Here is an 11,994-nt window from a genome sequence, read left to right as displayed (position 1 = left end):
ACCTGGTAGATTACAGCGACAGCCGACAGGCCTTCGTGTTCCCCACCTGTTCGCAGGCGCCCGTCGCCCCTCCTGGGCAGTCCCGGTCCAGCCGGCACGGCTGCCGGCACCGCAGCGCCGCCCCCGATGACAGGCACACGCTACAGGGCGCGCAGTCCAGCGAGTTCTCGCAGTCCTCTCCCACCGAGACCGGGGTACCCGAGCACTCCTGCACGCACAGCCCGTCCGGAGCACATTGGTAGCCCGCCTCGCAGTGGTTGCTCTCCGGGTTGCACTTCTCCTCGCACCGCATTCGCTCCCTGGGGCAACCGGCGAAGTCGGAGCACTCGAATGTGTCCCTGCACGGCTCTCCAATCCGAGCCCCCACGACACAGGTTGCACTGGAGGAGCACCGTCGCCCGTCGCGACACGTGAAGTCCGTCGAGCACGTCAGCGTGCACGTCCCGCCGACACAGGCCGCCGCTGCATCCGCGCACTCGCACGGCCGCGTGCACGCTCCTCCCACCTCCACAGCGCTCGCGCATCCGGCGTCCGGCGACCCGCATCCCGAGCCCGTACAGCCGGCATCCGGCACCTCGCATCCCGAGCCTGTGCAGCCCCCATCCGTCGACGTCGTCACCGGCACACATGCACTCAGGGGGCCGGACGCGTCGGGCACGTGCCCACATCCGTAGCCTGGCCGAGCACAGGCCTCGCCACAGGTTCGCAGGCACTGCCCCAGCCCCGGTGCGCACACGCTTCCTGCCGGGCAGGGCGCCGCGTCGGAGCACGCCAGCAGGCAATACCCGCCCGGAAAGCCCGTGCCACAGGTGCGCCCCGGCCCGCAGTCCGCATGCTCGCCGCAGGCATCCCCAATCCGCACCGTGTCCACGGGCTCGCAGTCACCTCGCACGCAGACCTGCCCCTGGGGACAGCCGTTGGGCTCGTCACAGCGGATTCGGATGTCGAGCGGACAGCCCGGCGCGACGAGCAGCACCAGCGCGGGCAACAACGAGAGCAGGAGGAGTCGGCGCATCACCAAGGCCCGGGCGACTCTAGGCGGAGGGAGGCTCGGAGAGCACCCCCCAACAACGCCAGAGGCCCCGTGCTCCCCGACGGGGGAACACGGGGCCGTCTTCGCCAGCTACATGCAGGTGCCCATGACGCCCGGCGCGCTGAAGCACTGGCCGCTCTTGCAGTGGCTGTTCTCCGCGCACGGGAAGCCGAAGGCACCCGGGCTGCAGAACCCGAGGACCGCGCCGGAGAAGGGCTTCACGCAGCTCCACGCCGAGGGGCAGTTCGAGTTGTCACTGCAGAGCCCCTGCATGCAGAAGCGGCCCTTGTTGGGCAGGTAGCCGTCGTTGCACACCGCGCCGCCCAGGCCCGTGGGGCACACGCCATCCTCGGGGCAGGGCGCGAAGCTGGCGCAGTACGGCTGCTGCGAGCCCTGGTCCGCTGCGTCCAGGCACACCGCATAGGTGTCGCAGCCGTCCTTGAAGTCGCTGGTGTTCGGGTTGCACGAGGGCGGGTTGGCCGGAGGCGCCAGGCTGCACAGGCCCTCGATGCAGACCTGGTTGCTCAGGCACTGGCTGTTGGAGCTGCAGGTCGGCACCTTCTTGTTCTTGCAAAAGGAGACGGCCATGCCCGTGTCCTCGAGGTCGCAGTACTGGTCCGCCGCGCAGTCCCCGTTCGACTGACAGCCGATGGCACACAGGCCGTTGAAGCAGAACTGCCCGGAGGGACATGCCTTGCTCGCGCTGCACAGCCCCGCGCTCTGCTCGTTGGGGTTGCCGTCGGGCCCCTCGCCGTCATCGTCCTTCGTGCTGCCGCAGCCCATGACCGTCAGCGCCAGGAACAATCCCATCACCACATGCTTCATCGTCGTCTCCGTCAGGTTCATCTGCACCGTGGCGGTTCTCCGCCTGCGTGCGATGGGCAACACCTGAGCAACGTGCGTGCCCAAGCCTCGCGAGACATCGAATCGCCCTGATTCCACGGGGTTGCATGACGCCCCTGACCCTCCGAGCACCTGATGCCGGGGGAAACGTGCCAGGACTGGCACGCGGACAAGCCCTCCAGAGGAGGCGGCCTGTCAGTCCCCTTCGCCGAGGTAGCGAAACAGCGAGCGAAGACCGATGCCCAGCGCCGCCGCCGCGTCCTTCTTACTGCCGCCGCAGCGGGCGATGGCCTCCCGCACGTAGCGCTGGACGAACGCCTCCCGCGCCTCCTCCAGGGGAATCATGGGCGCTGCGTCGCCGCCCAGCTCCAGGTCCTCGGGGCGCAACAACTCGTCCGTCGCCAACACCGCCGCGCGGCGCACGCGCGACGCCAGCTCTCGCACGTTGCCAGGGAAGGGGTGCCCCCGCAGCGCCTCCGAGGCCTTCTGCGTGAAGCCTCGCGCCTTGCGCGCCTCTTGCGCCAGCACATGGTGGGCGATGAGCAGCACGTCCTCACCACGCGCTCTCAGCGGCGGCACGTCGACACGCACCTCTTCCAGCCGGAAGCGCAGGTCCGCGCGGAAGGTGCCCCGCCGCACCGCCTCCTCCAGGGCCACATGGGTCGCGGACACCACGCGCACGTCCACCTTGCGCGGCTGGTGTTCGCCCAGGCGGGTGACCTCGCGCTCCTGCACCACACGCAGCAAACGCGTCTGGAGCGACAGCGGCATGTCCCCAATCTCATCCAGGAAGAGGGTGCCACCGTCGGCCGCTTCCACCAGTCCCGCCCGCTCCGTGCCCGCGCCGGTGAACGCGCCACGCGCATGGCCGAACAGTTCGCGCTCGATGAGGCTCTCCGGCAGCGCCGCGCAGTTGATGGCCACCAGCCGGCCGCGCCGGCCACTGCGCCGGTGGAGTGCCCGCGCCACCAGCTCCTTGCCCGTGCCTGTCTCGCCTGTGACGAGGACGTTGAGCGGCGTGGGCCCCAGTCGCTCCACCTGCCGGTATAGGGCGCGCATCGAAGGGGATTCGCCGATGAGCCCTTCGAACGTCGCGGCTTCGATTCGGCGGGTGAGGCCCTCCACCTGCGCGCGCAGCTCCGTCAATTCGCGCCGGGTCGACAGGAGCAGCGCCGTCAGCGCGGAGAGCGCCATGGCCTCCTCCAGCGCCACCGCTGAAAAGGCCGGAGCACCCAACCTCCGTCCCAGGTACACCACGGACAGCGGCACCGGCTCCACGCGCAGCGGCACCACCAGCGCGGAGCCCAGCCGCAGGGCTTCCATGCTGGGCGCCCGGGCCAGCGCCGCGTCCGCCTCCACGTCGGCCACCCGCACCGGGGCACCCGAGGTCAGCACCCGGTCCACCAGACTGTCCACCACCGCCGCGTCGGGGCTGGCGCCCGTGGAACACAGCACGCGCCGAGGTCCCTCCCGCGAGTCCGCGGCGACGAGGAAGCCCACGTCCGCGCCCACCACGTCGGCGAGCCCCCGCATCGCCACCTCCAGCAGCTCCAGGGGAGGGCGTTGCACCAGCAGCCGCGAGGACAGCTCCGCCAGCACCGCCACCAGCCGGCCGTCCTGTCGCCGGGGGGCCACCTCCGCCGCATCACTCGCGACGGACTCCACCGCTTCGATGAGCTCCAGTTCCACCGTGCCCACGCGGAAGCGGTCCCCGGGCTCCAGGGGCGCCAGGTCCACGCGCCGCCCTCGCACTTTGATGTCACAGCCCTTGCCCGCCGGGGACACGCTCCAACCTCGCGCGTCGCGGAACAGCAGCGCGTGGCTCGGCTTCACGCCGGGGGCAACGAGCACGGCGTCACAGGTGGCGTCGGAGCCCACGGAGACGACGGGCTTGTCCAAAGGGAGACGGCGGCCGTCGGGGAGGACCAGAAGCTGGGGCATGGCGGGAGCGGACGACACAGTCGCATATCAGGAATGCGGGGGCGTGCGCATGCGGGGCCCGGAAGGGGCGTGCCGAAGAGGGGGCCCCGTGCCGTCGCCAATCGCCTGTGCTTCGACGTGTCTGAGTTCCACGGCGCCCAGGGCTACCTGAGCGCGCCAGGGTGGAATGCCGTCGCGGGGCAGACGCGCCCCCACCACACGCCTGCCGCGGCCACTCCATTCCACGGAACCGTAGAATCCATGTACCGTCAGGAGCTTCGCCGTTCCCTGGCAGTCCTTCCCATTCCCGGTTCCTCCGAGTGGCACTCCCCATGCGCCTCATACGCCCTTCCTGGCTCTGGGCCCTCCTGCTGGCCCTCTCCGCCTGTTCCTCGACCTCCACGACCCCTTCCGACGCGGGGACTCAGCCTGATTCAGGGACGCAGCTCGGGCGCATCGAAGGCCAGGCCATCCTGGAGGGGGCCTCGTCCCACGCGGGCATCAGCGTCTCCGTGGAAGGCGCTTCGCTGAGCACCACCACGGCCACTGACGGCCGCTTCGTCTTGGAGAACGTCGCCTCGGGCACGCACATCGTTGTGGCGAGAATGTCCGGCTACTCAGAGGCCCGACAGTCCGTCACGGTCACCACGGGAGCAACGGCCTCCGTGAGGCTCGACCTCGGGCGAGGACGGGGTTCAATCCTCGGCAACGTCCAGGTGGAAGGCGTCTTGGATTCCTCGGGCGTCACCGTCACCCTGGTGGAGACGGGCGCCAACACGACCACGGACGCGACGGGGCTCTTCACCTTCTCCGACCTGGCCCAGGGCACCTACACGGTGGCGCTCCAGAAGACGAACTACCTGGCGACGCAGCAGACGGTGGAGGTGCGGGGCACGGGCTCAACCCTGGTCAGCCTCTCCCTGTCACGCGAGCGGAGCAGTGTGACCGGCGTCATCCAGCTCGAAGGCTCGAGCAACCACGCCGGCGCCGTCGTCACCCTGGTGGAAGCGTCCCTCACCGCGACCACGAATGCCGAGGGACAGTTCAACATCCAGAACGTGATGACGGGCACGTACACCCTGCGAGTGCGGCGGGAGAACTATGTGGACGCGCAGCAGACCGTGGAGGTCCGCGCGAACCAGCCGAGCCAGGTCAACCTGACGTTGTTGCTGGTACGCGGGGACGTGGCGGGCACCGTCCAACTGTCGGACGGAGCCACCCCCTCGGGCGTCACCATCACCGTGACGCAGACGGGCGCCAACACGACGACGAACGCACAAGGCCAGTTCACCTTCACCGGGCTTCCGCTGGGCACCTACAACCTGACCGCCCAGAAGGAGGGCTACGCGGTGGTGCAGCAATCCGTCACGGTGCGCACGGGCGCTGCGGCCACGGTCGCCTTCACGCTGGTACGGGCCCAGGGCCGCGTGGAGGGCACGGCCCTGCTCGAGGGCGCGAGCAGCCACGGTGGCATCACCGTCACCCTGGCGGAGACGGGGGCCACCACGACCACGAACGGCCAGGGCCGTTTCGCCTTCAGCAGCGTGGCCGCGGGCACGTACACGGTGGAAGCGCGGTTGAGCGGCTACGCCGTGGCGCGCGAGTCCGTCCAGGTGCAGGAGAACCAGCAGGCCACCGTCTCGCTCTCGCTGGCGCGCGAGCGGGGCAACGTGGCCGGTGTCATCCAGCTCGAGGGCGGGAGCTCGCCGGTGGACATCAACGTCACCCTGGCGGGGACGGCCTTCAGCGCGCGCACGAACACCGCGGGCCAGTTCTCCCTCACAGGCGTCCCCACGGGCTCCTACACCTTGGAGGCCCAGAAGGACGGCTTCGCCACGGGCCAACGTACCGTGGAGGTTCGTGCCGGCGAGCAGGCCCAGGTCAGCCTGACGCTGTCCCGCGCTCGCGGGAGCATCTCGGGCGTGGTCCTGCTGGAGGACGCCAACACGACCTCGGGCATTTCGGTGGCGCTGGTGGAGAGCAACGCCTCCGTGTTGACGGACGCCCAGGGCCGCTTCTCCTTCAGTGGCCTCATCGTGGGGACGTACACGCTGTCCGCCTATTGGACGGGCTATGAGATTCAAGAGCGGAGCGTGGTGGTGCGGAATCAGGAGACCACGGTGGTCAACATCACGCTGCGGCGCAGGCCCGGCGTGGTGACGGGCACCATCCAACTTGAAGGCGAAAGCCACCACGAGGGTGTCACCGTGTCGCTCTCCGGCCATGGCGCCACCGCGATGACGGATGCTCAGGGGCACTTTGTCCTCGAAGACGTGCCCCAGGGGCGCCACACCCTGGCGGCCAGCAAGGCGAACTACGCGAAGGCGGAGGCCGCGCTGGACGTGCGCGAAGGCGAGCCCCTGCCGGTCAGCCTGGCCCTGTCGCGGCTGGGCGCGCTCGAGGTCTCCGCGCCCAAGCTGGCGGTCCAGGGGGGACACCTGACCTTGACGGGCTCCGGTTTCGGCGCCGAGCGCGGCCCCTTCACCGTCACGGTGGGAGGAGAAGCCGTCACCGACTTCATCTCCTGGTCCGACACGGAGGTGGTGGCGCGGGTGGCGCACCACGTCGCTCCGGGCGAGCGCGACGTCGTCGTGACGCCGGGTGTGCCCTGGCGGCGGAACACCACCACCTCCGTGTGGGTGGTGCCCCAGAAGACCGTCGCCTACGGGGAGCATTGGGGCGTGGGTGTCCTTGCTTCCAATCACGTCTCCGTCTGGGGTGGGCCCTCCCTGGCCGACATCCACCCGATTCCGGCGGGGCTCACCGACGTGGTGAGCGTGGCCACGTCGCGAAGGACCGCCTTCGCCCTCCAGGCGGATGGCACCGTGGTGGCGTGGGGCGGTGACCTTCCCTCGGACCTGAGTGTCCCCGCCGACCTCACGGAGGTCGTGGCCATCGCGGGAGGCGATTCCTTCGTCCTGGCGTTGAAGGCGGATGGCACCGTCGTGGCCTGGGGCGAAAGCGCCATCGCCCCGTCCTCCGACGTGAGGGACGTGGTAGGCATTGCCGTCACGAGCAACGCCAGCCAGGCCTTCCTCGCCGGTGGCACCGTGGTGACGTGGGGGCAGGACAACGAAGGACGGGCAACGCCTGCCGAGCAGCTCTACCTGCCGCCGCACGACCTGCTCCTGCGCATCCCGGCTCGCTAGCCCCGCACACCATGGGCGACGACAGACGTCGCCCATGGTGCTGGTTGAATGACGTTGGCCAGGGCGACGCGCGTCCCGTTGGCGCGCGCGTCGAAGCAGCGTGAGTTCCGCCAGGCTGTCGCGGTGAGCAACCTTCGCTGCATGCTTCAGACGGCCCATCCCCTATCCCCTGGCTCCACCGTGGGATAGGGGATGGGTGCGGTCGCTCAGCCGTCCGTCCGTCCCTTGCGCGCCGTCTCCAGCAACTCGCGGATGGCATCGGCGTGCTTGCCATCGGTTGGCGCCCAGTCGGCGGGCATGCGGCCGGCGCGGTCGCGAATGAACGGGTCGGCACCGGCTTCGATCAATGCCTGCACGAGCGTTGGCATCGCATGCGCCAGCGCGCGCTGTAGCGGTCGTTGTCCTTCATCGTCGGGCACGTTGGGATCGGCACCCGCGGCCAAGAGGCTGCGAATGATGGGGCCGTGCACGCGTGCCGACGGTTTGAACAGCGCCATGTGCAGCGCGGTGAGTCCCTTGTCCGTTCGGTGGTTCACCTTGGCTCTGCGTGCGAGCAGGAGGTCCACCGCACCCAGTTCGCCACTGCGCGCGGCCAGCATCAGCGCCGTCGGGTTGCCCTTGAACTGGGTCCAGTCGGGGTCGAGGCCGGCGTCCAGCATCCGCCCCACCAGTTCGAGGTTGCCGGCAGCGGCCACCGAAGGGAAGTCCTGGGTTGCCCACGGGCTGCGGGCAATGCCGCCGGAGAACGTCCATTCGGGTTCGGCAGCGGCAGCGCCACGGACGTCCTTGCCCGTGGCCCTGTCGACAACCTGTGCGCGCCGTGCCTCCGCCGCCTGCCGCGCAGCCTTCTTGCTGCCGCGCCAGAAGGAATGCGTGGCCGGGTAGCTCGCCGGATCGCTCAGGTAGTTCGACAGCGCGACATGGCCATTCTCCAACGCCACGATGGAGGGCAACTTGCCGTCGTTGTCCGCCTGTTCGCGATCCGCGCCGGCTTCCACCAGGCATCGTGCGATGTCGGCAAAGCCATTCGCGGCGGCCGTCCACAGCGCGCTGGCGCCGGTTTCGTCCCCCGCGTTCACATCCGCGCCGGCCTTCACCAGCAAGCTCACAAGAGCGGCAAAGCCATGCGCAGTGGCCGCGACCAGCGGCGGCTGGAAGGCCGCTGCATCCGGGGCGGCCTTCGCGTCCAGCAGCGCGCGCACGGCAGCCTCGTCACCGTGACTGCAGGCATACGCCAACGGCGTGGCCTGGTAGCCGTCGAGGTCGACTTCATCGGGGTCGGCCCCTTTGGCCAGCAGGTCCTCCACCGCGAAGACATCGCACTGCTCGATGGCAGCGAACAGGTTCTCGGGCTTGTCGAGCTTCATGAGCGCTACCTGATGGATGCGTGGTGTTGGGCTGGACGCCGCAGCATCGCAGCCTATCTACTCCGCCGACCCTGGCGGAAGCCGGAGGAGCCGTGAGTCGGCCCTCCGCGCCGCGTCACGAAGAGTCTCCAGGCCTGGCCCGAGCCCCGGGAGCGGCGGCAGGTCCAGGAGGGCTGGGCGACGAAGCGCTTCACCTCCTGGACTCCCATCCCCAGGTCGCTCCGCAGGCGCTGCATGACCTCGATGCGACACGCCCCCGTGCTCTCCAGGGTGAGGGTGGTGAGCGTCTCATCAGGGTGAGGGTGGTGAGCGTCTCATCGCACTGGGAGGTGACGTGGTCCACATGCCCCAGCTCGACGGCGCGCGCGACCCAGAAGAACGCATGGCAGCCCATGCAGCGCGCAACCAAGGGGGGCAGCGGCCGCATAGGGGCTTCGAACCAGCCATCACTCCAGAGCACGGCGCCGAACGTATTTCCGGAGGCCAGGGTCCCGCACCGATGGAGGGCGCCACAGCGCGGACAGCCAAGGACTGCGTCGGGACCAGGGATCATGACGTTGGACTCCAAGTCCTCCTCAGTCATTGAACGCCGACGCCCTCGGCTCAGGCCGCTGGCTGGCGCAGGTAGGCGAACATGTGCGGGACGTAGTCGGCCTTGCCAAGCTGCACACCGTTGTTCCGCAGAATGCTGTAGGCCGTGACGAGGTGAAAGTAGAACTGCGGTGTCACCCAGTTCCGCGCGTATTCGCTGCCGGTCATGTCGAAGGCCATGCCATTGGGCAGCTCGATGGACAGTTGGCGTTGTGCGCCTTCCTCTATCCGCGCCCTGTCAGCGCTCGACAGCAGTTGTAGCGTTCGCTCAATCAAGGCGTTCGCCTGTTCCATGTCGTCCGGCGCGTCTAGCGCCGACAGCGGCTGCTGGCCAAGCCGCAGCACTGCTTCCTGCGCCTGGGTACAGGTGAACTGCACCTGGCTGGCCAGATTGTGCATGTCAGGTGCCAGTCGCGACTGAAGCAGGTTCTTCGAGTCGCAGCCGAGCTCGCGAGCATGCGCCTCCCCCTTCTTCAGGAAACCTTGTAACGCGCGCAGCATTTGCGCGAAGCAGGGAACGGTCATTTCGTAGATCGACATCGGTGCCACCTCCTTGAAGAATGACTCAACCCTAGCAGGCTTGATGCGACCTGCCAGGCGCCCTGTCAGGCCCCTGTACTTGCGCATGGCTGCTCACAACAGCCCCTGTGTGCGTCACCGTGGAGCCCCTCGGCTTCACCGTCCGGTCGGACGGAGTGAAGGAGATGGTGACGCGAATCAAGCGGAGGAGTGTCGCCGCCCGTGTGGGAATCGAGCCTGGGATGCGAATCGAGCGCATCGACGCGCCTCGACGGAGGTTCGCGCGCGGGCCCATCGCGGAGCGCTCCCGGGTCGATCTGCACGATGCGCTCATCCCCACGTTGGGCATGCTTGAGGCGCTCAGCCATGCGTGGTGGCGAGAGCTCGGCCTACCGGGCCGGCGTTGCTGCACCAAGGACGAGCCGAGAACGCGAGAGCGTCTCGTCCACCTTCATTGCGATGCCGACGGCTCTCGGGAGATTTCTCGGCACCTCGCGTTCCGCGAATACCTGCGTGAACGGCCTGGCGTCACTCGCGCCTACGAGAAGGCGCGATGCCAGCGCCTTCATCCAGACGGCGCGCACGCTTGCAGCAAGGCCACATTCGGCAGTGCGTCAAGGCGAGTGAGCGAGGCGCGTGTGAGGCAGGTCAGCCGAGGCGACAACCTCCCTGACACAGGGGGCCGGGGTCTCCGTTGCGAAGCTTGCGAACGGAGGGTGGGCGGCTGCGGAATCTGCGCGGTTGGTTTGGGACCTCGCGACGCCGTGAATTGCACACACACACTGCAGCCACTCGGCCGCCTTCTTACCTCAAGTCACCTCACGCGTCAGCTTGGAGTCCCACGGGCACCAGTGGCCCCCCGGCAGGAACGCGCCGCCCGCCTCATCCAGATGGTCCTCTACGTACACCATGTTCGCGTCGCAGACCTCGATGGCAATCTCGAAGAACCGGATGGTGGCCGGGTCCAAATGGAATGAGAACCTCGGGTTGTATGGCTGGGTCCTCTTGATGATTCGTCCATGCACGTGAATCTCGTTCTTCTCTTCGCCTGAGAGAATCCTTCGCGCATGGGCAATCGTGTTTTCGTCCGTCAGCTCGATGATGAACTCGGTGCCCGGCGAGCTCGGCTGGGTAAATGCGAAGCGGGTTGGGGTCGCCATCTAAATCTCCTGTAAGTGAGAGCGCGTAGGTAGTTGAATGTGAATGTGATCACAAGCCCTTTGCCTATCTGTGAAGAGGTTTTGTTGAGAGCTGCTGGGTGTGGTGGAAGGGGCCACATGGGCGTGGTCGCAGATGACCCATGTGTGTCTATTGAATGCTTAGTGCTTGTCGATGTTGTCGCTGCTCCTTGTTCTCGCGCCTTGCATCGATTGAGCGAATGAGCAGCCGTTTGCGTGGGGCCCTCGACTGCCCTCGCCGGGCGCTGCGCAATGGCTTCCGACGTCTGGCTGCGCTCGGTCTGTCCCCTGCCGCCCGTCGATGGGCTTTGTTGCGGCTGGAAAGCTCCACATTTGCTCAACGCGGGGACGCTAGTTCAATGGTTGTCGGACTGCCATGGTGGGCGCACGTAGGGACTTTCGGACAGGGCATATGGAAGTGAGTCGTACTGCGCGATGGAGCTGGTCAGGTAGTAGTGTAGACCTCTAGGGTCTTATGTTCTCTATTGGATTCTTGAGGTTGTCTGAATGGATTGCTCTGGTGTCTATTGTCTGGCCATGTGCTGGCGGCTGAGTCAGGGCTGCATGAGGGTTTTATGAATTGCTGCACGGTTGCTCTTGTGGCCTGCCCCCCCGATTTTCGGACCAGTTGAAGCGTGAGAGAGTCCTCGCGGCCAGGGGGGTACGTCGGTCTTGAGGAAGCGCAGGTTTCCCGAGGAGCAAATGGTCCGCAATCTGCGGGAGGCGGAGGCGCCTGGGGCCAGCGTGGCGGAGGTGGTCCGGAAGCACGGCATTACCGAGCAGGCGCTCTACCGGTGGCGCCAGAAGTTCGGGGGCACGGAAGCCAGTGAAGCGGCGCGACCCGGCAAGTGATCTGGGTTCTTGTGGTTTGCCGAATCCCCCAGCGCCAGGACAACCGGAGAAGGGCTTGCAATTGTGCGCATCCTGGTTCGCTCCCGCTATGCCCCTTGGAGGTCGCCCGCGCGTGTTCTCGTCACTTGCTCGGCTTGCCCTGCCGCTCGTGCTACTGGTGGGCCTAACGGCTGTGGCACAGCCCCAGGAGGCCCTCCGTGGGCTGGAGATGAAGCGGCGGCGGGTGGTGCTCTCTGAGGCCACGTCTGGTAAACCCGTCAATACGTTGCTGACCGTCGCCCGGGCGCGCGGTTGCTACTTCTCCGAGGCGTTCACCCTCTACATGGGCGCGGAAGTCGCGGCGACGCTGGCCTATGCGCACCAGCGCACGGACGACGCGGGAATCTCTCTGGGTATCGTCACCCGCGACGTGAACTGCGTGTACCGGACCATGGTGAGCACCGATTCCGGCCCGAGGTGAGCACCCGTTCCGGGCATGGTGAGCACCCGTTCCGGGCATGGTGAGCACCGATTCCGGCCCGAGGTGAGCACCCGTTCCGGGC

General features: G+C 67.8%; 8 protein-coding genes and 2 pseudogenes. 4 read left to right on the top strand and 6 right to left on the bottom strand.

From position 1 onward, the window contains the following. Positions 1–10 precede the first annotated feature (10 nt). The 3 genes from FMQ63_RS26230 to FMQ63_RS26220 all read right to left on the bottom strand — a co-directional run bounded on the left by FMQ63_RS26230 (position 11) and on the right by FMQ63_RS26220 (position 3,817). A complete protein-coding gene (locus FMQ63_RS26230) occupies positions 11–292 on the bottom strand; it encodes a hypothetical protein (protein ID WP_020478911.1) in 282 nt (93 codons plus the stop codon). Between the two features lie 831 nt (positions 293–1,123). Beyond that, on the bottom strand, positions 1,124–1,879 hold the full coding sequence (locus FMQ63_RS26225; protein WP_020478912.1) for a Dickkopf N-terminal cysteine-rich domain-containing protein: 756 nt from the start codon (positions 1,877–1,879) through the stop codon (positions 1,124–1,126). A gap of 192 nt (positions 1,880–2,071) precedes the next feature. Next, positions 2,072–3,817, bottom strand: coding sequence for a sigma 54-interacting transcriptional regulator (locus FMQ63_RS26220; protein ID WP_020478913.1), 1,746 nt, complete (start codon positions 3,815–3,817; stop codon positions 2,072–2,074). A gap of 311 nt (positions 3,818–4,128) precedes the next feature. On the opposite strand from FMQ63_RS26220, the gene FMQ63_RS26215 reads away from it, so the two are divergent. Continuing rightward, positions 4,129–6,945, top strand: coding sequence for a carboxypeptidase regulatory-like domain-containing protein (locus tag FMQ63_RS26215; protein WP_225909875.1), 2,817 nt, complete (start codon positions 4,129–4,131; stop codon positions 6,943–6,945). Between the two features lie 206 nt (positions 6,946–7,151). Here FMQ63_RS26215 and FMQ63_RS26210 read toward each other — a convergent pair whose 3' ends face one another. Both FMQ63_RS26210 and FMQ63_RS26200 read right to left on the bottom strand, forming a co-directional pair. Next, complete coding sequence (locus FMQ63_RS26210; RefSeq protein ID WP_011552240.1) at positions 7,152–8,312, bottom strand: ankyrin repeat domain-containing protein; 1,161 nt, start codon at positions 8,310–8,312, stop codon at positions 7,152–7,154. A 603-nt stretch (positions 8,313–8,915) separates the two neighbouring features. Then, on the bottom strand, positions 8,916–9,443 hold the full coding sequence (locus FMQ63_RS26200) for a DUF1993 family protein (protein WP_011552242.1): 528 nt from the start codon (positions 9,441–9,443) through the stop codon (positions 8,916–8,918). A 164-nt stretch (positions 9,444–9,607) separates the two neighbouring features. Between FMQ63_RS26200 and FMQ63_RS38780 the strand changes: the two are divergent. Next, positions 9,608–9,970: pseudogene (locus tag FMQ63_RS38780) on the top strand (GrpB family protein); the annotation flags it as partial. Positions 9,971–10,231: 261 nt separating this feature from the next. Here the strand turns inward: FMQ63_RS38780 and FMQ63_RS26190 are convergent. Beyond that, on the bottom strand, positions 10,232–10,582 hold the full coding sequence (locus FMQ63_RS26190) for a hypothetical protein (protein WP_011552243.1): 351 nt from the start codon (positions 10,580–10,582) through the stop codon (positions 10,232–10,234). Between the two features lie 690 nt (positions 10,583–11,272). On the opposite strand from FMQ63_RS26190, the pseudogene FMQ63_RS26185 reads away from it, so the two are divergent. Next, positions 11,273–11,440 (top strand): annotated as a pseudogene (locus FMQ63_RS26185) (transposase); the annotation flags it as partial. Between the two features lie 124 nt (positions 11,441–11,564). Then, complete coding sequence (locus FMQ63_RS37585; RefSeq protein WP_052296519.1) at positions 11,565–11,912, top strand: hypothetical protein; 348 nt, start codon at positions 11,565–11,567, stop codon at positions 11,910–11,912. Positions 11,913–11,994 lie beyond the last annotated feature (82 nt).

The sequence above is a fragment of the Myxococcus sp. CA005 genome, assembly GCF_006518205.1.
GTDB classification, from domain to species: Bacteria; Myxococcota; Myxococcia; order Myxococcales; family Myxococcaceae; genus Myxococcus; species Myxococcus xanthus.
This window is presented reverse-complemented; position numbering and strand designations above follow the sequence as displayed.